Origin of the sequence: Kluyvera genomosp. 1 (assembly GCF_001266615.1) — a bacterium.
Lineage (GTDB): Bacteria > Pseudomonadota > Gammaproteobacteria > Enterobacterales > Enterobacteriaceae > Kluyvera > Kluyvera cryocrescens_A.
Genome location: NZ_LGHZ01000005.1, coordinates 18,892 through 37,998 on the forward strand (window position 1 = coordinate 18,892; position 19,107 = coordinate 37,998).

The following is a 19,107-nucleotide window of genomic DNA, read 5'->3' on the forward strand; positions in this document are numbered from 1 at the left end:
AGGTATTAGGCATGCAGAAAGAAAAACTTTCCGCCTTAATGGATGGTGAAACGCTGGATAACGAGCTGCTGACTGAACTGTCACGCTCGTCAGAGTTGCAGGAAACCTGGGAGAGCTATCACCTCATTCGTGATTCGCTGCGCGGCGACACGGCTGATGTGCTTCATTTTGATATCTCTTCTCGCGTCATGGCCGCCATCGAAAATGAGCCTGTCCGTCAAACGACAACACCGCTCATTCCTGAAGCCCAGCCAGCGCCACACCAATGGCAAAAAATGCCGTTCTGGAATAAGGTTCGCCCGTGGGCCAGTTCGCTCACCCAAATGGGTGTTGCGGCTTGTGTATCGCTAGCGGTTATTGTTGGCGTTCAACACTACAATGGGCAATCAGATACATCTCAACCTGAATCACCTGTGTTCAATACGCTGCCGATGATGGGCAAAGCCAGCCCGGTGAGTCTGGGTGTTCCTTCGGATGCTTCCGCAGGTAGCACTGGCCAGCAGCAGGTTCAGGAACAGCGTCGCCGGATTAATGCTATGCTGCAGGATTATGAATTGCAGCGTCGCTTGCATTCGGAACAGCTTCAGTTTGAGCAGGCACAAACTCAGCAGGCGGCGGTTCAGGTGCCGGGCTATCAAACTCTAGGAACGCAATCGCAGTAATGAAGCAACTTTGGTGTGCCATGTCACTTATGGCTGGTAGCCTGTTCTTCTGTGCAAACGCCTCGGCAGATGTATCGTCCGGGGCGTTGTTGCAGCAGATGAATCTGGCCAGTCAGTCACTCAACTACGAGCTGTCGTTCGTCAGCATCAATAAATCAGGCGTCGAATCGCTACGCTATCGTCACGCGCGTCTCAACGGACAGCCGCTTGCACAGCTGTTGCAAATGGATGGCCCGCGTCGTGAAGTGGTGCAGCGCGGTAGTGAAATCAGCTATTTTGAACCTGGGCTCGACCCGTTTACGCTGAACGGCGACTATATTGTCGATTCTTTGCCGTCGCTGGTTTATACCGATTTTAAACGCCTGGCACCGTATTACGATTTCATCTCCGTCGGTCGCACACGCATTGCCGATCGCTTATGTGAAGTGATTCGCGTAGTGGCGCGCGATGGCACCCGCTACAGCTACATCGTCTGGATGGACTCGGAAAGCAAGCTGCCAATGCGCGTCGATCTACTCGACCGCGACGGTGAGACGCTGGAGCAATTCCGCGTGATTGCGTTTGATGTCGGCGATCGCGTCGATAGCAGTATGGATAAGCTCGCGAAAGCAAGCCTGCCACCGCTGCTCTCCGTTCCGGCGGGAACGAAGGTGAACTTTAACTGGGCGCCAACATGGCTGCCGCAGGGGTTCAGTGAGGTTTCCAGCAGCCGCCGAAACTTACCAACCGTCGATACCGCAGTGGAGTCCCGACTCTTCTCTGATGGGCTATTTAGCTTCTCCATCAACGTCAATCCGGCGAATACCAATAGCAGCGAACAGCTCCTGCGTACTGGCCGCCGTACGGTGAGCACTACCGTGCGTAATCAGGCTGAAATCACGATTGTCGGTGAATTACCGCCGCCAACGGCAAAACGTATTGCCGACGGTATTAGCTTCAAGGGTGCGCAATGATTAAAGAGTGGGCCACCGTTATCGCCTGGGATAACGGTATGGCGCAGGTAAGCTGCGACGTCAAAACCTCATGTAACAGCTGTTCTTCACGTGCTGGCTGTGGGACCCGCGTCCTGAATAAGCTAGGTCCGCAAACCAGCCATACCATTTCCGTTCCTAGCGCTGAGCCGCTGGTGGCAGGGCAAAAAGTCGAGTTGGGTATTACCGAAAGCAGCCTGCTCGGTTCTGCCATGCTGGTCTATATGTCACCTCTGCTTGGACTATTTGTCGTGGCGACACTGTTTCAGGTGCTGTTTGGGTCGGATATCGCCGCGCTGAGTGGGGCCGTACTGGGGGGCGTTGGCGGCTTTTTGATTGCTAAAGGCCTCTCGCCCCGGCTGGCAGCAAAAGAAACCTGGCAACCCATCATCATCAGCGTCGGACTTCCCCCGGACCTGATTCGCACCGCGACTTCTTCTGAAATGAGCCAGTGATTACACTGGCTTTATTATTTTTAGAACACTCCTCGCAGGAAGCGCTATGCTTGGCGGGAAGAGCATTTCCTGGTTGCGCGGTTGTAGTGTAGAATGCGGCGTTTTCGAACGACACAAACGTCAGGCTCCGTACCGCGGCCTCAAAGTATTCGTAAGGCATAAATATATTAATATATGAAGAATATACGTAACTTCTCCATCATTGCACATATCGACCACGGTAAATCAACGCTGTCTGACCGTATCATTCAGATTTGCGGCGGCCTTTCCGATCGCGAAATGGAAGCACAGGTTCTGGACTCCATGGATCTGGAACGCGAACGTGGTATCACCATCAAAGCGCAAAGCGTAACGCTGGATTTCAAAGCGTCTGATGGGGAAACCTATCAGCTTAACTTTATCGACACCCCAGGCCACGTTGACTTCTCCTATGAAGTTTCCCGCTCTCTGGCTGCCTGTGAAGGCGCTCTGCTGGTGGTTGACGCCGGGCAGGGTGTAGAAGCCCAGACGCTGGCAAACTGCTATACCGCATTAGAAATGGACCTGGAAGTTGTGCCGGTTCTGAACAAAATTGATCTGCCAGCAGCCGATCCTGAGCGCGCAGCAGAAGAAATTGAAGACATCGTGGGTATCGATGCCACTGACGCAGTCCGCTGCTCGGCAAAAACCGGGCTGGGTGTGACTGATGTTCTGGAACGTCTGGTGCGTGATATTCCGCCACCGGAAGGCGATCCGGAAGGTCCTTTGCAGGCACTGATCATTGACTCCTGGTTTGATAACTATCTGGGCGTCGTCTCGCTGGTGCGTATTAAAAATGGCACCATGCGTAAAGGTGACAAGATCAAAGTGATGAGCACCGGTCAGGTGTACAACGCAGACCGTCTGGGCATTTTCACACCAAAACAGGTTGACCGTACCCAGCTGAACTGCGGCGAGGTAGGTTGGTTGGTGTGTGCGATCAAAGACATCCTGGGTGCACCGGTTGGCGATACGCTGACGCAGGCACGTAACCCGGCTGAAAAAGCGCTGCCAGGCTTTAAAAAGGTGAAACCGCAGGTTTATGCGGGTTTGTTCCCGGTAAGCTCTGACGATTACGAAAACTTCCGTGACGCGTTAGGTAAGCTCAGCCTGAACGATGCTTCTCTGTTCTATGAACCAGAAAGTTCTACTGCGCTGGGCTTTGGCTTCCGCTGTGGCTTCCTCGGTCTGCTGCACATGGAGATCATTCAGGAACGTCTGGAACGTGAATACGATCTGGATCTGATCACCACCGCGCCAACCGTAGTGTATGAAGTGGAGACGACCAGCAAAGAAACTATCTATGTTGATAGCCCATCCAAGCTGCCGCCGCTGAACAACATCTACGAACTGCGTGAGCCGATTGCCGAGTGTCACATGCTGCTGCCGCAGGCATATCTGGGCAACGTAATCACTCTGTGTATTGAGAAACGTGGCGTTCAGACCAACATGGTTTACCACGGTAACCAGGTTGCGCTGACCTATGAAATCCCGATGGCGGAAGTGGTACTCGATTTCTTCGACCGTCTGAAGTCCACATCTCGTGGCTATGCGTCACTGGACTACAACTTCAAACGCTTCCAGGCGTCTGACATGGTACGTGTTGATGTTCTCATCAACAACGACCGTGTCGATGCACTGGCGCTTATCACCCACCGCGATAATTCGCAGAGTCGTGGCCGTGATCTGGTTGAGAAGATGAAAGAACTCATCCCTCGCCAGCAGTTTGATATCGCGATTCAGGCGGCCATTGGTACGCACATTATCGCGCGTTCAACGGTCAAGCAGCTGCGTAAAAACGTTCTGGCGAAATGCTACGGTGGCGATATCAGTCGTAAGAAAAAGCTGCTGCAAAAACAGAAAGATGGTAAGAAGCGCATGAAGCAGATCGGTAACGTCGAACTGCCACAGGAAGCTTTCCTCGCCATTCTGCATGTCGGTAAAGACAGCAAATAATCTTAAGGAGTTGGCATGGCGAACATGTTTGCCCTGATTCTGGTGATTGCCACACTGGTCACGGGCGTTTTGTGGTGCGTTGATAAATTTATCTTTGCACCAAAACGACGGGAACGTCAGGAAGCAGCCCAGGTTGCAACCGATGGCTCATTAGATAAAAAGACGCTGAAAAAAGTCGGCCCTAAACCGGGCTGGCTGGAAACGGGCGCATCGGTATTCCCGGTGTTGGCTATCGTGCTGATTGTGCGCTCATTCATCTATGAGCCGTTCCAGATTCCATCTGGTTCGATGATGCCAACTCTGCTGATTGGTGACTTTATTCTGGTGGAGAAATTCGCCTACGGGATCAAAGACCCTATCTATCAGAAAACGATTATTGAAACTGGCCATCCGAAGCGTGGCGATATCGTGGTGTTTAAATATCCGGAAGATCCACGCCTTGATTACATCAAGCGCACCGTAGGTCTGCCGGGGGATAAAGTGACCTACGATCCTGTCGCGAAACAAGTGACGATTCAACCTGATTGCAGTTCGGGCCAGGCATGCGGCAACGCGTTGCCGGTGACTTACTCTAACGTTGAGCCGAGCGATTTCGTCCAGACCTTCTCCCGTAGCAACGGCGGCGAGGCAACCAGCGGTTTCTTTGAAGTACCGCAGGGTGAGAGCAAAGAAAACGGCGTGCGTCTGGCGCAGCGTCAGGAAACACTGGGTGAGGTGACTCACCGTATTCTGACTGTGCCAATTGCGCAGGATCAGGCTGGAATGTACTACCACCAGTCTGGCCTGCCGCTGGCTACCTGGATCGTACCGCCGGGACAATACTTCATGATGGGCGACAACCGCGACAACAGCGCAGACAGCCGTTACTGGGGCTTTGTGCCGGAAGCGAACCTGGTCGGTAAAGCGACTGCCATCTGGATGAGCTTTGAAAAACAAGAGGGCCAATGGCCAACTGGCGTGCGCTTAAGTCGCATCGGCGGGATCCATTAATCCTCTGTTCGACTTCACGCGGCAGCCTACTGACTGCCGCGTGAATTATTTAACGCTTAAATCCATTCAAACTAACGACATCCAATGTCGTTGCGTATAGAATATCCCCCCGAAGTTTCGGATGTCTCTGACCGGGAGACACGGCACACGAAACCGCATTGGTTTTCCTCAGGTCTGTTTCGTGTGCTGCATTGTTGACGCATTCATTTATTTGGTATCGCATGAACCCCATCGTAATTAATCGGCTTCAACGGAAGCTGGGCTACACTTTTATTCATCAGGAGCTGTTGCAACAGGCGTTAACGCACCGTAGCGCTAGCAGCAAACATAACGAACGTTTAGAGTTTCTGGGTGATTCGATTTTAAGCTACGTGATCGCGAACGCGCTCTATCATCGCTTCCCACGCGTGGATGAAGGCGATATGAGCCGGATGCGCGCGACGCTGGTTCGCGGAAACACGCTGGCAGAAATTGCTCGTGAGTTTGAACTTGGCGAATGCCTGCGCCTTGGGCCGGGTGAATTGAAAAGCGGCGGTTTCCGCCGGGAATCTATTCTGGCGGATACGGTTGAAGCGTTGATTGGCGGGGTATTCCTCGACAGCGATATTCAAAACGTTGAAAGACTGATCCTTTCCTGGTATCAGACCCGTCTGGATGAAATTAGCCCAGGCGATAAGCAAAAAGATCCAAAAACTCGCCTGCAGGAATATCTGCAGGGGCGCCATCTGCCGCTGCCATCTTATTTGGTTGTGCAAGTGCGCGGTGAAGCACACGATCAAGAATTTACTATCCACTGCCAGGTTAGCGGCCTGAGTGAACCGGTGGTCGGCACAGGTTCCAGCCGTCGCAAGGCGGAACAGGCTGCCGCCGAAGAGGCGCTGAAAAAGCTGGAGCTGGAATGAGCGAAGAAAAAAACTACTGCGGATTTATTGCCATCGTCGGTCGACCGAACGTTGGCAAATCCACCTTACTGAACAACCTGCTCGGGCAGAAGATCTCCATCACGTCCCGAAAAGCGCAGACCACTCGCCACCGTATCGTCGGTATCCATACCGAAGGGGCCTATCAGGCGATTTACGTCGATACCCCGGGCCTGCATATGGAAGAAAAGCGCGCCATCAACCGCCTGATGAACAAAGCGGCAAGCAGCTCTATCGGTGACGTTGAGCTGATTATTTTCGTGGTTGAAGGCACCCGCTGGACGCCGGACGACGAAATGGTGCTGAATAAGCTTAAAGGCGGCCGTGCGCCGGTGATCCTCGCGGTCAACAAAGTGGACAACGTGCAGGAAAAAGCGGATCTCTTACCGCACCTGCAGTTCCTTGGCAGCCAGATGGACTTCCTCGATATTGTTCCGATTTCGGCAGAAACCGGGCTGAACGTGGACACCGTTGCCGGGATTGTCCGTAAGCATCTGCCGGAAGCGACCCACCACTTCCCGGAAGATTATATTACTGACCGTTCACAGCGCTTTATGGCGTCAGAAATCATCCGTGAAAAACTGATGCGTTTCCTCGGTGCCGAACTGCCGTATTCCGTGACGGTGGAAATCGAACGTTTCCAGTCTAACGAACGTGGTGGCTACGACATCAACGGCCTGATCCTGGTTGAGCGTGAAGGGCAGAAGAAGATGGTCATTGGTAACAAAGGTTCCAAGATCAAAACCATCGGTATTGAAGCCCGTAAGGATATGCAGGAGATGTTCGAAGCGCCTGTTCACCTGGAACTGTGGGTGAAAGTGAAGTCAGGCTGGGCCGATGATGAACGCGCGCTGCGCAGTCTCGGTTACACCGACGATCTCTGAGGATAACCCCGATGGAGGGCTGGCAGCGCGCTTTCGTCCTGCATAGTCGTCCCTGGAGCGAAACCAGTCTAATGCTGGACGTCTTCACGGAAGAGTCGGGTCGCGTGCGCCTTGTTGCGAAAGGCGCACGTTCCAAACGCTCTAATCTCAAAGGTGCGCTTCAGCCCTTTACCCCCCTGTTAGTTCGCTTTGGCGGACGCGGCGAAGTCAAAACGCTGCGTAGCGCAGAAGCCGTCTCCCTGGCGTTACCCCTAAGCGGCATCACCCTTTACAGTGGTCTGTACGTCAACGAGCTTATCTCTCGTGTGCTTGAGCACGAAACTCGCTTCTCTGAACTCTTCTTTGACTATTTACACTGCATCCAGGCGCTCGCAGGCGCAACTGGCTCGCCGGAACCGGCGCTGCGTCGTTTCGAGCTGGCGCTGCTGGGGCATCTCGGCTACGGCGTTGATTTCCTGCACTGTGCGGGGAGTGGTGATGAAGTCGATGACACCATGACCTACCGCTATCGCGAAGAGAAGGGGTTTATCGCCAGTATCGTGATGGATAACAACACCTTTACCGGGCGGCATTTGAAAGCGCTGGCGAGCCGGGAATTTCCAGACGCCGATGTACTGCGCGCCGCGAAACGCTTTACCCGTATGGCGCTAAAGCCGTATCTTGGTGGCAAACCGCTAAAGAGCCGCGAACTGTTTCGCCAGTTTGTGCCAAAGCGATAACCCGTTTTACATTCGCTCCGCTTTCCCTACTAGAGGGCCGGAGTGAGGAAAAAGAACGTTAAAAATAAAAACACGAGGATTGTCATGGCTGAATTACTGTTAGGCGTCAATATTGACCACATTGCCACCCTGCGTAACGCACGCGGCACCGCATACCCAGACCCGGTGCAGGCGGCGTTTATCGCTGAGCAGGCCGGTGCTGATGGCATCACCGTGCATTTACGTGAGGATCGTCGGCACATCACCGACCGCGATGTACGCATTCTGCGCCAGACGTTGGATACCCGGATGAATCTGGAGATGGCGGTAACCGAAGAGATGCTGGCTATTGCTTGCGAAACCAAGCCGCATTTCTGCTGCCTGGTGCCGGAAAAACGCCAGGAAGTGACCACCGAAGGCGGTTTGGATGTGGCTGGTCAGCTCGACAAAATGCGCGATGCCTGCAAACGTTTGGCGGATGCCGGAATTTTGGCCTCGCTGTTTATCGATGCCGATAACGCGCAGATTAAAGCCGCTGCTGACGTGGGTGCGCCGTATATCGAAATCCACACTGGCTGCTACGCCGATGCGACGACCGACGCCGAACAGGCCAAAGAACTGGAACGTATCGCGAAAGCGGCGACCTACGCGGCAAGCCTTGGCCTGAAGGTCAACGCGGGTCACGGCCTGACCTATCACAACGTGAAGGCTATCGCCGCGCTGCCGGAAATGCACGAGCTGAACATCGGCCACGCCATTATTGGTCGCGCGGTCATGAGCGGCCTGAAAGACGCTGTTGCTGAAATGAAACGCCTGATGCTGGAAGCGCGCGGCTAATGGCCATTCTAGGGTTAGGTACCGACATCGTCGAAATCGCCCGTATCGAAGGGGTGATCGCCCGCAGTGGCGATCGTCTTGCACGCCGCGTGCTCAGCGATAACGAATGGGCAATCTGGGAAACGCATCAACAGCCGGTGCGTTTTCTGGCCAAGCGCTTTGCGGTCAAAGAGGCGGCGTCTAAAGCCATGGGCACCGGTATTCGTAACGGCCTGGCGTTTAATCAGTTTGAAGTTTACAACGACGAGTTGGGCAAGCCGAAGCTGCGGTTATGGGGCGAGGCGAAACTGTTGGCTGAACGGATGGGCGTGACGCATATGCATGTGACGCTCGCCGATGAACGTCACTATGCCTGCGCGACGGTGATTGTTGAAAGCTAGATTTTGTCCGCGTGGTGCATCTGGACAAACTTGTCCCACAGCTGCTCTTCGCTTTCCAGATGTGCCGGATCCTTCAAAATAGTATTTGGGATCGGGCACACTTTCTGACAGGTTGGTGTTTCATAATGGCCGATGCATTCGGTGCAGCGATTGCTATTGATCTCATAGATGCTATCACCCATCGAAATGGCCTCGTTGGGGCATTCCGGTTCGCACATATCGCAGTTGATACATTTTTTGGTGATTAACAGCGCCATCAGGAAATTCTCAGAAACATTATAAACAGGGCGCGCATTATACGCTCATTTTCCACTCAGGCCATACCTTTTCTGTGGTAATAGCACGGCCGATCAAACCAGCTTTTTCACTAACGCTTCGCTATGGCGAATACGCTCCGGTGCGTTTTCCAGGTCCTGCTGTACCAGCCCCATAAACAACAGATCCGTTAACATCATCTGAGCGCTGGTTGAGGAAATGGCCGCACTGCGCGTAGCCTGCTCTTCGGCAATGGTATACAGACAGTGCGTGGCCCGCTGCTGTAGGGCGTTGGGTGAAAAACCGGTAATGGCGAGAACCTTTCCACCGACGCGTAGCGTCTCGTCTGCGGCCAGATTGATCTCACGACGTGCGCCGGAATAGGAGATGGCTAACAGCAGATCGTCCTTGGTCATTGCCTGAACGGTGGCCAGCAGAGCGTGCATATCCTGCTCGCAAACGGCATTAACGCCGATTTTCATCAGCTTCCAGCTAAAATTCCTCGCCACCAGCCCCGATGCACCAATGCCGGTGAGAATAATGCGTCGCGCGTTGCGCAGCAGTGTCACCGTTTCTACCAGCTTATCTTCGCTATTCACGTCGAGCGACGCGTGCATGGCGGCTACGTTATCTTTTATCAACTTCTCGCCCACCAGACGCAGTGGGTCGTCGCCGCAAATCTGGTTATGTACCGGCACGGAATGAGGGTTGACGCTGCTGGCCATGGCTTCACTGAGCGCCAGCTTGAGTGCAGGAAATCCTTTAAACCCGAGCTTCTGAGCAAACTTCACTACGCTTGACTGGCTCACGCCGGCCTGGCTTGCCAGCTGCTGTGAACTTAAGTGACGGGCCTGATCCGGCTGCGCCAGAATAAAGTCGGCTAGCTTTCTGTCGCTTTGCGCCAGCTGAGGGTAGCGCTGACGAATACTGATTAAACAATTCATAATAACCTCACGGGCACAATGACCACTTATGTACCGAAACACCATTCTGCTCGTTTGAACGAATTATGTATTCTATTATAACTAGATATGGCGAATTAAATATTCCATGCGGGTAAAACACAACTCTTTTAGCGTCGGTGTTTGTTGAAGGCTCGTTTGGCGAAAGCGTGCGGGGGATCTGTTACTCTATTGCCTTCACTGATAGATAACGACAGGAGTCTCATTTGACCAGCCATTCCCGCCGCGTGGTGTTCTTTGATCTCGATGGTACGCTGCACCAGCAGGATCTGTTTGGCGCGTTCATCCGCTATCTGCTGCGCCGTCTGCCGCTTAACGCGCTGCTGGTACTGCCGTTGTTACCTATTATCGGTGCGGCCATGCTGCTGAAAGGTCGCGCGGCGCGCTGGCCAATGAGCGTGCTGCTTTGGGGCTGTACGTTCGCCCGGCGCGAAGCAACGCTAAACGCGCTGGAGGCGAGTTTTATTATCTGGTTTCGTGCCACGGTGACGCCGTTTCCCATTGTGCAGCAGCGTTTAGACAGCTACCTCAGTCACCATGATGCTGACGTTTGGTTAATTACCGGTTCGCCACAGACCCTGGTCGAACGCGCCTATGCCGATGCGCCGTGGATGTCTCGGGTGAATCTGATTGGCAGCCAAATGCACCGTGGCTTTGGTGGGCGGGTATTATCGGTACGCTGTTTAGGGCATGAAAAGGTGGTACAGCTGGAACAGCGTCTCGGCGCGCCGCTACGTTTATACAGCGGCTATAGCGACAGCAAGCAGGATAACCCACTACTTTTTTTCTGTGAGCATCGCTGGCGGGTCACGCCGCGCGGTGAGCTTGAGCAACTGGAATAAGCGGGCGCTGCGCTTTGATGGATATTGTGTATAATGCGCGGCGTTTTATCTTCTGGAGTCTTCACGTTGTCCAACATTGAACTGAACCATGAATACTGGATGCGCCATGCGCTGATGCTGGCCAAACGCGCCTGGGAAGAGGGCGAAGTGCCAGTGGGTGCGGTATTGGTGCACAACAACCAGGTGATTGGCGAAGGCTGGAATCGTCCGATTGGCCGCCACGACCCTACCGCACATGCGGAAATCATGGCACTGCGTCAGGGCGGGCTGGTACTGCAAAACTATCGCTTGATTGATACCACGCTGTACGTGACGCTGGAACCTTGCGTGATGTGCGCGGGAGCGATGGTACATAGTCGGATCGGGCATTTGGTGTTTGGTGCCCGCGATGCTAAAACCGGTGCGGCGGGTTCCTTAATCGACGTGCTGCATCATCCGGGTATGAACCACCGAATTGAATTTACCGAAGGGGTGTTGGCCGACGAGTGCTCTGGCATGCTGAGCGATTTCTTCCGCTACCGTCGTCAGCAGCAAAAAACGCTGAAGCAGGCCGCGAAAGCAAATCCTCCCGCTGGCCAGTAGCTTATTTTTTATGCCGTGACATTAAAAACGACACCGCGTCGTTTTGATTAGGTGACGGCATAAAGGAGAACAGGCTGTAGTGATTCTGATTGAGTTCATCTGCTGATACCGCCGGATAAGCCTGCGCAATTGCCATCTCATCCGTTGCCTTCTTCTCTTTTTCCTGTAAATAGCCGACCAGGCTTATCTGATACTTACGAATATTTTCGACATAAGCATAGGCTTCATGCCCGCGTGCGTAGCCGTAGGTTAGCTTGCTGTACCACGGTTTCTGGCTCAGCAGCGGCAGCCGCTGCTTGACGTCGGCCCAGCTGTCCGGATTTCCTTTTTGCTTTGCGGTAAGCGCGCGAGCATCGAGCATGTGGGCGTAGCCCATGTTATAGGCCGCCAGCGCAAACCATATTCGTTCTTCCTGCGGTACGCTATCCGGCACTTTGGTCATCATATCCTGGATATAACGCATCCCACCGCTGATGCTCTGCTCGGCATCAGTACGGTCGCTCAGCCCAAGGCTTTGCGCGGTATTTTTGGTCAGCATCATCAGACCGCGAACGCCAGTAGGGGAGGTGGCCTGCGGATCCCAGTGCGATTCCTGATACGAGATAGCGGCCAACAGTTTCCAGTCTATTTCACTGGCGTACTTTTCAAATAGCGGCTGCAGGTCCGGTAGGACGTTATCCACCGCGCGCAGGAATGAACGGGTATCGACGTAATCGAAATCGTCGCCGTGGCCGAGATATTTCTCTTCCAGACGAGCCAGGGTGCCGTCTTCATTAATATTGTTGAAGAAGTCGAGCATCGCCGCAGAGAGCGTATTGTCATCGTCCTGTAGACTAAACCAGGTGACCGGCTGCTCGTCGGTAATATCCAGCGCGACCGCAAGCTCGGGGTGAACGCGCTGGAACAGGCCAATGGCAACCGAGTCGGCGATGGTGTAGTCAAGTTTACCGTCAATGACGGCCTGCATCAGATCGACCGAACCGCGTTTTTCATCAACGGTCCACGACAGGTCGGGGTATTTCGTTTCCTTTAAACTTTGCAGATCGCTAATCACCACCTGACCTGGCGCGACGGTCAGTTGATCCGCGGAAATATTGCTCAGATTGCGCGGGCGGGTATTACCGACGCGATAAACCATCTGCTGAGAAACAGAATAATAGGTCGGGCCGGGCTGATAGCTTTTGCTGCGCTCGCTGTTATAGACCAAGCCCGCGGCGAGCATGTCGGCATTGCCATGGTCGAGGTCATCGAAAAGCTGGCTGATGTTCTGGCGTACGGTAATCTTCAGCTTCACGCCGAGGTAGTCAGCAAACTGCTGAGCCAGCTCGTAATCGAGGCCGATATCTTTATCATTAAAGGTGCTATAGGTCAGCGGAGAGAGGACGGTACTGACGCGCAGCTCCCCCCGCTCCTGAATCGCGGCGATGCGGTTTTCTGGTTTGCCAAACCAGGGAATGGACGGCCACAGGGCCGCTGCCAGCAACAGCGTCACGACGCCGATGAGCAGATAATTAATCTTTAGTTTTTTCAAATAGTTAATTCGCTGAGATGCTAAAGGGTATCCCTGACGACACTAAGGTTTGCTTCAGATTGAGCGGCATTTTGCTTAACATTACGCCAGTTGGCAACTGATTCGAGAGGTGAGTCACATCTATTGGTAAAGCACGACGATGATTTTATTTTGACGCAAACGGTTTCGTCAGGCCACAGGATTCTCTATAATAGCGCCCGTTCTCCCCCATTGCGCACACTGAAAGCTGAGAAGACGAGAGACTTATGATGGAAATTCTGCGTGGTTCGCCTGCACTGTCTGCATTTCGTATTAACAAACTGCTGACGCGTTTTCAGGCGGCCAACCTCCCGGTTAGCAATATATACGCCGAGTATGTCCATTTTGCCGATCTGGACGCGGCGCTGACCGAAGAAGAGCGGGCCCGACTCGAGCGACTGTTGCAGTATGGCCCAAGCCTGAACAGTCATACCCCTACCGGTAAACTGCTGCTCGTCACTCCTCGCCCTGGCACTATCTCCCCCTGGTCTTCAAAAGCTACCGACATCGCCCACAACTGCGGCCTGCAGCAGGTTCTGCGTCTTGAGCGCGGCGTGGCCTACTATATTGATGCCGCTAGCCTGACTGCTGAGCAAGTCGATGCTGTTGCCGCCGAGCTGCACGATCGCATGATGGAGAGCGTATTTGCCTCACTGCAGGATGCAGAAAAACTGTTTGCCCATCACCAGCCAGCACCGGTTGCCAGCGTTGATTTGCTGGGGCAGGGGCGTCAGGCGTTGATTGACGCCAACATCCGTCTGGGCCTGGCGCTGGCGGAAGATGAAATTGATTATTTGCAGGATGCGTTCACCAAACTGGGACGCAACCCGAATGACATTGAGCTTTACATGTTCGCTCAGGCGAACTCCGAGCACTGTCGTCACAAAATCTTCAACGCTGACTGGATTATTGACGGTGAAAAACAGCCAAAGTCGCTGTTTAAAATGATTAAAAACACCTTCGAAACCACGCCGGAACACGTGCTGTCGGCCTATAAAGACAACGCCGCGGTGATGGAAGGTTCGGAAGTGGGTCGCTACTTTGCCGATTACGCCACCGGCCGCTACGATTTCCATCAGGAGCCTGCGCATATCCTGATGAAGGTTGAAACCCATAACCACCCGACGGCGATCTCTCCGTGGCCGGGTGCAGCCACCGGTTCCGGCGGTGAAATCCGTGATGAAGGGGCAACCGGTCGCGGCGCGAAGCCAAAAGCGGGGTTGGTGGGCTTCTCCGTCTCTAACCTGCGCATCCCGGGCTTTGAACAGCCGTGGGAAGAAGATTTCGGTAAGCCGGATCGTATCGTCACCGCGCTGGACATCATGACCGACGGCCCACTCGGTGGGGCGGCATTCAACAACGAATTTGGTCGCCCAGCGCTGACAGGCTACTTCCGTACTTACGAAGAAAAAGTGAACAGCCATAACGGCGAAGAGCTGCGCGGCTATCACAAGCCGATCATGCTGGCGGGCGGGATCGGTAACATTCGCGCCGATCACGTGCAGAAAGGTGAGATTGTCGTCGGTGCTAAGCTGATCGTCCTCGGTGGTCCGGCCATGAACATCGGCCTGGGCGGCGGTGCGGCCTCTTCGATGGCTTCAGGACAGTCTGATGCTGACCTTGATTTTGCTTCCGTACAGCGTGACAACCCGGAAATGGAACGCCGCTGCCAGGAAGTTATCGACCGCTGCTGGCAGCTGGGCGATGCTAACCCAATCCTGTTTATCCACGACGTGGGTGCAGGTGGCCTGTCCAACGCTATGCCTGAGCTGGTTAGCGACGGCGGGCGCGGCGGTAAATTTGAGCTGCGCGATATCCTTAGCGATGAGCCAGGCATGAGCCCGCTGGAAATCTGGTGTAACGAATCCCAGGAACGCTATGTGCTGGCGGTTGCCGCTGACCAACTGCCGCTGTTTGAAGAGTTATGCAAACGCGAGCGTGCGCCTTATGCGGTGATCGGTGAAGCCACCGAAGAACAGCATCTTTCGATGAATGACCGTCATTTCGACAATCAGCCTATCGATCTGCCACTTGACGTGCTGCTCGGCAAAACGCCGAAAATGACCCGTGACGTCCAGACGTTGAAAGCGAAAGGCGAAGCGCTGGCGCGTGAAGAGATCTCGCTGGCCGATGCGGTGAACCGCGTGCTGCATCTGCCCACCGTGGCAGAGAAAACTTTCCTCGTTACCATTGGCGACCGTACTGTGACCGGCATGGTAGCGCGTGACCAGATGGTTGGCCCATGGCAGATCCCAGTGGCTAACTGTGCCGTTACCACTGCGAGCCTCGATAGCTACTACGGCGAAGCGATGGCGCTGGGTGAACGTGCACCAGTCGCACTGCTGGACTTTGCCGCTTCTTCCCGCCTGGCGGTGGGCGAAGCGCTGACCAACATTGCCGCCACGCAGATTGGCGACATCAAACAGATTAAACTCTCCGCGAACTGGATGTCTGCTGCCGGCCACCCGGGTGAAGACGCGGGCCTGTATGAAGCGGTAAAAGCCATCGGCGAAGAGATGTGCCCTCAGCTGGGCCTGACCATTCCGGTGGGCAAAGACTCCATGTCGATGAAAACCCGCTGGCAGGAAGGCAACGAGCAGCGCGAGATGACCTCGCCGCTGTCGCTGGTGATCACCGCCTTCGCGCGTGTGGAAGATGTGCGTCATACCATCACCCCACAGCTGGTGACTGAAGATAACGCCCTGCTGCTGATTGACCTCGGTAAAGGCCACAATACGCTGGGTGCGACCGCTCTGGCGCAGGTGTATCGCCAGTTGGGCGACAAGCCAGCTGACGTGCGCGACGTCGCACAGCTGAAAGGCTTCTACGACGCCATTCAGGCGCTGGTGGCACAGCGTAAGCTGCTGGCCTATCACGACCGTTCCGACGGTGGCCTGCTGGTGACTTTGGCAGAGATGGCGTTCGCTGGCCACTGCGGCGTCGAAGCCGATATTGCGTCCCTGGGGGACGATCGTCTGGCTGCGCTGTTTACCGAAGAGCTTGGTGCGGTGATTCAGGTGCGCGCCGCCGACCGTGAAGCGGTGGAAGCGATTCTGGCGGCGAATGGCCTGGCAGATTGCGTACATTACCTCGGACAGGCCGTCGCGGGTGACCGTTTCACTCTGACCGCAAACGGCCAGCCGGTGTTTAGCGAAAGCCGCACCCAGTTGCGTATGTGGTGGGCTGAAACCACCTGGCAGATGCAGCGTCTGCGTGATAATCCGGAATGTGCCGATCAGGAACATAATGCCAAAGCGGACGATAACGACCCGGGCCTCAACGTGAAGCTCACCTTCGATATCGATGCCGATGTGGCAGCGCCTTACATTGCTACCGGTGCGCGTCCAAAAGTGGCCGTACTGCGCGAGCAGGGCGTTAACTCCCACGTAGAGATGGCGGCCGCCTTCCACCGTGCGGGCTTTGATGCCATTGATGTCCACATGAGCGATTTGCTGGCCGGTCGTCTGGGTCTTGACGCCTTCGATGCACTGGTTGCCTGCGGTGGCTTCTCTTACGGTGACGTATTAGGGGCGGGCGAAGGCTGGGCGAAATCCATCCTCTTCAACAACCGCGTACGTGATGAATTCGCCACCTTCTTCCATCGTCCGCAGACGCTGGCGCTGGGCGTGTGTAACGGCTGTCAGATGATGTCTAACCTGCGCGAACTGATCCCGGGCAGCGACCTGTGGCCACGCTTTGTACGTAACCACTCTGACCGCTTTGAAGCACGCTTTAGCCTGGTTGAAGTGGCCAGCAGTCCGTCTCTGCTGCTGCAAGGGATGGAAGGTTCGCGGATGCCAATCGCCGTTTCTCACGGTGAAGGCCACGTAGAAGTGCGTGACGGTGCGCACCTGGCTCAGCTTGAAAGCAAAGGCCTGGTGGCACTGCGCTTTGTCGATAACTTCGGCAAAGTCACCGAAACTTACCCGGCCAACCCAAACGGGTCGCCAAACGGTATTACGGCAGTGACCAGCGAAAGCGGCCGCGTCACGATTATGATGCCGCACCCAGAGCGCGTATTCCGTTCAGTCGCTAACTCCTGGCACCCGGAAAACTGGGGCGAGGACAGCCCGTGGATGCGAATCTTCCGCAACGCGCGTAAACAACTCGGTTGAGTTCACACCGATAAATCAGGCCCCTCCGTGTGAGGGGCTTTTTTTTGCCCTCAGGGGCGATTCACACGTTGTGCTTTTCAAGACCGCTACGCTGTGTCGGGAAATCCCGACATTACCGCTATTGCGCTGTCGCTAAAAAGAGACATTTAATTTATTGATATGTAATGAATTTATACTTTAGTTGTACGAGTGTTGCTAATTAGCGACATAAAGGTCAAAAAATAGTCAGCACGGCATGGCGCCATTGCTAGTATATTTTCTATATTTATCATAATGTTAATTTAATGTTTTGTATTGTGGCACGCATCGTGCATAATAATAACCAGTGGCTCATTCACCTCCTTATGTCAGCCCCTTCGGGACGTGCTACATAAACTTCGAATGACGCACAACAAGGTGCCTGCCGTCCAGCAACTGATAACAGCTCTGCTTTATCAATCATCGGGCGAAACGTTGAGTTAGGCACCGCCTTATTCCAGAACAAAGCCGGGCTTATGCCCGGCTTTGTTCTTTCTGGCCTTTCCCTCTCCGATAACCTCAGTTAGCATTTCACTATGTTGCTTTATTGAGATAACGCCTTGAAACGCCCTTCACTTTCTCCACGTTCGCTGCGCCAACTGGTCACTCTGTCTTTTCTGTTGATCCTGTTGCCGCTGCTGGTATTGGCATGGCAGGCATGGCAGAGCTTGAATATGCTCAGCGCGCAGGCTGAACAGACCAACCGTACTACGCTTATCGATGCGCGACGCAGCGAAGCGATGGCCAATATCGCCCTGGATATGGAACGTAGCTACCGTCAGTACTGCGTGCTTGACGACCCGACGCTGGCGAAGGTGTATCAAAATCAGCGTAAGCGCTATGGCGATATGCTGGAGGCGCATGCGGGCGTACTGCCTGATGTTGCCCTTTATCAACAGTTGCGCCAGAGCCTTCATGATTTAGCCCAGTTGGAGTGCAACAACAGCGGGCCGCAAAAGCCAGCGGCAGAGTATCTGGCCGCCTTCTCCAGTGCCAACAGCGAACTGGTTCAGGCAACGCGTACGGTGGTCTTCTCTCGCGGGCAGCAGCTACAGCAGGCCATTGCCGAGCGCGGTCAGTTCTTTGGCTGGCAGGCGCTGGTACTGTTTCTGGTTAGTCTGGCGATGGTGCTGCTGTTTACCCGCATGATTATCGGCCCGGTGAAGGGTATTGAGAGTATGATTAACCGGCTGGGGGAAGGGCAGTCGCTTGACGGTGAAGTGATGTTCCGCGGGCCGCGCGAGCTGCGCTCCGTCGGGCAACGCATCGTCTGGCTGAGTGAACGCCTGTCATGGCTGGAGTCACAGCGTCATCAGTTTTTACGCCATCTGTCTCATGAATTGAAAACGCCGCTCGCCAGCATGCGCGAGGGCACCGAACTGCTGGCCGATCAGGTCGTGGGGCCGCTCACCGCGGAACAAAAAGAGGTGGTCGCCATTCTTGATAGCAGCAGCCGCAACCTGCAAACGCTGATTGAGCAACTGCTGGACTATAACCGTAAGCTCAGTGAAACGGCGATCCGCATGGAGCCCGTCACCCTCGCGCCGTTGGTCGAGATGGTCGTTTCCGCGCATAGCTTACCGGCGCGAGCTAAAATGATGCACACGCAGGTCGACCTCCAGGCCCCAGCCTGCCTGGCAGAACCCACGCTATTGATGAATGCGCTGGATAATCTCTATTCGAATGCGGTGCACTATGGCACTGAATCCGGTAACATTTATCTGCGCAGCTGCCGGGAAGGCGCTAAGGTAATTATTGATGTTATCAATACAGGAACGCCGATCCCGGATGCTGAAAAAATCATGATCTTCGAGCCTTTTTATCAGGGTAGCCACCAGCGCAAAGGCGCGGTGAAAGGGAGCGGTCTTGGTTTAAGCCTGGCGCGCGACTCGGTGCGTAAAATGCACGGCGAGCTCTATCTTATCGACGCACAGGACAGCAACGTCTGTTTTCGTATTGAACTCCCGGCTCCAGGGCTTGAAAAAACAACCACATGAATCGATATCGAGTGAC

Annotated in this window: 17 protein-coding genes; 14 read left to right on the top strand and 3 right to left on the bottom strand. The window is 54.5% G+C overall.

From position 1 onward, the window contains the following. Positions 1 to 11 precede the first annotated feature (11 nt). From rseA to acpS, 10 genes are all read left to right on the top strand, one after another. Complete coding sequence (gene rseA, locus KP80_RS03705; protein ID WP_052282241.1) at positions 12 to 662, top strand: anti-sigma-E factor RseA; 651 nt, start codon at positions 12 to 14, stop codon at positions 660 to 662. Beyond that, positions 662 to 1,615: a sigma-E factor regulatory protein RseB gene (gene rseB, locus KP80_RS03710; protein ID WP_052282242.1), complete on the top strand. Its 954-nt coding sequence runs from the start codon at positions 662 to 664 to the stop codon at positions 1,613 to 1,615. The genes rseA and rseB overlap by 1 nt, the downstream gene beginning before the upstream one ends. Continuing rightward, a complete protein-coding gene (rseC, locus tag KP80_RS03715) occupies positions 1,612 to 2,088 on the top strand; it encodes a SoxR-reducing system protein RseC (RefSeq protein ID WP_052282243.1) in 477 nt (158 codons plus the stop codon). The genes rseB and rseC overlap by 4 nt, the downstream gene beginning before the upstream one ends. 174 nt (positions 2,089 to 2,262) lie before the next feature. Continuing rightward, positions 2,263 to 4,062: a translation elongation factor 4 gene (lepA, locus tag KP80_RS03720; protein WP_052282244.1), complete on the top strand. Its 1,800-nt coding sequence runs from the start codon at positions 2,263 to 2,265 to the stop codon at positions 4,060 to 4,062. Positions 4,063 to 4,077: 15 nt separating this feature from the next. Further along, on the top strand, positions 4,078 to 5,052 hold the full coding sequence (lepB, locus tag KP80_RS03725; RefSeq protein ID WP_052282245.1) for a signal peptidase I: 975 nt from the start codon (positions 4,078 to 4,080) through the stop codon (positions 5,050 to 5,052). A gap of 221 nt (positions 5,053 to 5,273) precedes the next feature. Continuing rightward, positions 5,274 to 5,954: a ribonuclease III gene (rnc, locus tag KP80_RS03730; RefSeq protein WP_052282246.1), complete on the top strand. Its 681-nt coding sequence runs from the start codon at positions 5,274 to 5,276 to the stop codon at positions 5,952 to 5,954. Beyond that, positions 5,951 to 6,856, top strand: a complete 906-nt coding sequence (gene era, locus KP80_RS03735; protein ID WP_052282247.1) for a GTPase Era — start codon at positions 5,951 to 5,953, stop codon at positions 6,854 to 6,856. The genes rnc and era overlap by 4 nt, the downstream gene beginning before the upstream one ends. Positions 6,857 to 6,867: 11 nt before the next feature. Then, complete coding sequence (gene recO / locus KP80_RS03740) at positions 6,868 to 7,575, top strand: DNA repair protein RecO (protein WP_052282248.1); 708 nt, start codon at positions 6,868 to 6,870, stop codon at positions 7,573 to 7,575. Positions 7,576 to 7,659: 84 nt separating this feature from the next. Beyond that, positions 7,660 to 8,391 (top strand): pyridoxine 5'-phosphate synthase, encoded by a 732-nt coding sequence (gene pdxJ, locus KP80_RS03745; protein WP_052282249.1) that lies wholly within the window; start codon positions 7,660 to 7,662, stop codon positions 8,389 to 8,391. Beyond that, on the top strand, positions 8,391 to 8,771 hold the full coding sequence (gene acpS, locus KP80_RS03750) for a holo-ACP synthase (protein ID WP_052282250.1): 381 nt from the start codon (positions 8,391 to 8,393) through the stop codon (positions 8,769 to 8,771). The genes pdxJ and acpS overlap by 1 nt, the downstream gene beginning before the upstream one ends. On the opposite strand, the gene KP80_RS03755 is transcribed toward acpS, so the two are convergent. Together KP80_RS03755 and KP80_RS03760 are read right to left on the bottom strand one after the other, a co-directional pair. Next, a complete protein-coding gene (locus KP80_RS03755; protein WP_052282251.1) occupies positions 8,768 to 9,028 on the bottom strand; it encodes a YfhL family 4Fe-4S dicluster ferredoxin in 261 nt (86 codons plus the stop codon). The two genes, acpS and KP80_RS03755, sit on opposite strands and share 4 nt — an antisense overlap. Positions 9,029 to 9,121: 93 nt before the next feature. Next, a complete protein-coding gene (locus KP80_RS03760) occupies positions 9,122 to 9,970 on the bottom strand; it encodes a MurR/RpiR family transcriptional regulator (protein WP_052282252.1) in 849 nt (282 codons plus the stop codon). A 224-nt stretch (positions 9,971 to 10,194) separates the two neighbouring features. Here KP80_RS03760 and yfhb point away from each other — a divergent pair, with 224 nt between their 5' ends. Both yfhb and tadA read left to right on the top strand, forming a co-directional pair. Beyond that, positions 10,195 to 10,830: a phosphatidylglycerophosphatase C gene (gene yfhb, locus KP80_RS03765; protein ID WP_052282253.1), complete on the top strand. Its 636-nt coding sequence runs from the start codon at positions 10,195 to 10,197 to the stop codon at positions 10,828 to 10,830. Between the two features lie 33 nt (positions 10,831 to 10,863). Continuing rightward, a complete protein-coding gene (tadA, locus tag KP80_RS03770; protein ID WP_052282254.1) occupies positions 10,864 to 11,412 on the top strand; it encodes a tRNA adenosine(34) deaminase TadA in 549 nt (182 codons plus the stop codon). A gap of 1 nt (position 11,413) precedes the next feature. Here the strand turns inward: tadA and mltF are convergent, their stop codons facing one another. Beyond that, the gene (gene mltF / locus KP80_RS03775; RefSeq protein ID WP_052282255.1) at positions 11,414 to 12,943 is read right to left on the bottom strand and encodes a membrane-bound lytic murein transglycosylase MltF; all 1,530 of its coding nucleotides are present in this window, start codon (positions 12,941 to 12,943) and stop codon (positions 11,414 to 11,416) included. 245 nt (positions 12,944 to 13,188) lie between these two features. Here mltF and purL point away from each other — a divergent pair, with 245 nt between their 5' ends. Together purL and qseE are read left to right on the top strand one after the other, a co-directional pair. Next, complete coding sequence (gene purL / locus KP80_RS03780) at positions 13,189 to 17,076, top strand: phosphoribosylformylglycinamidine synthase (RefSeq protein ID WP_052282256.1); 3,888 nt, start codon at positions 13,189 to 13,191, stop codon at positions 17,074 to 17,076. Positions 17,077 to 17,654: 578 nt separating this feature from the next. Then, on the top strand, positions 17,655 to 19,091 hold the full coding sequence (gene qseE, locus KP80_RS03785; protein WP_052282257.1) for a two component system sensor histidine kinase QseE/GlrK: 1,437 nt from the start codon (positions 17,655 to 17,657) through the stop codon (positions 19,089 to 19,091). Positions 19,092 to 19,107 lie beyond the last annotated feature (16 nt).

Bases quoted from the DNA above. Each gene is read 5' to 3' on its own strand.
- KP80_RS03755 (WP_052282251.1), bottom strand. From the start codon at position 9,028: ATGGCGCTGTTAATCACCAAAAAATGTATCAACTGCGATATGTGCGAA.
- tadA (WP_052282254.1), top strand. From the start codon at position 10,864: ATGCGCGGCGTTTTATCTTCTGGAGTCTTCACGTTGTCCAACATTGAA.
- pdxJ (WP_052282249.1), top strand. From the start codon at position 7,660: ATGGCTGAATTACTGTTAGGCGTCAATATTGACCACATTGCCACCCTG.
- lepB (WP_052282245.1), top strand. From the start codon at position 4,078: ATGGCGAACATGTTTGCCCTGATTCTGGTGATTGCCACACTGGTCACG.
- rseB (WP_052282242.1), top strand. From the start codon at position 662: ATGAAGCAACTTTGGTGTGCCATGTCACTTATGGCTGGTAGCCTGTTC.
- KP80_RS03760 (WP_052282252.1), bottom strand. From the start codon at position 9,970: ATGAATTGTTTAATCAGTATTCGTCAGCGCTACCCTCAGCTGGCGCAA.
- rseC (WP_052282243.1), top strand. From the start codon at position 1,612: ATGATTAAAGAGTGGGCCACCGTTATCGCCTGGGATAACGGTATGGCG.
- rseA (WP_052282241.1), top strand. From the start codon at position 12: ATGCAGAAAGAAAAACTTTCCGCCTTAATGGATGGTGAAACGCTGGAT.
- era (WP_052282247.1), top strand. From the start codon at position 5,951: ATGAGCGAAGAAAAAAACTACTGCGGATTTATTGCCATCGTCGGTCGA.
- recO (WP_052282248.1), top strand. From the start codon at position 6,868: ATGGAGGGCTGGCAGCGCGCTTTCGTCCTGCATAGTCGTCCCTGGAGC.
- acpS (WP_052282250.1), top strand. From the start codon at position 8,391: ATGGCCATTCTAGGGTTAGGTACCGACATCGTCGAAATCGCCCGTATC.
- lepA (WP_052282244.1), top strand. From the start codon at position 2,263: ATGAAGAATATACGTAACTTCTCCATCATTGCACATATCGACCACGGT.
- rnc (WP_052282246.1), top strand. From the start codon at position 5,274: ATGAACCCCATCGTAATTAATCGGCTTCAACGGAAGCTGGGCTACACT.
- purL (WP_052282256.1), top strand. From the start codon at position 13,189: ATGATGGAAATTCTGCGTGGTTCGCCTGCACTGTCTGCATTTCGTATT.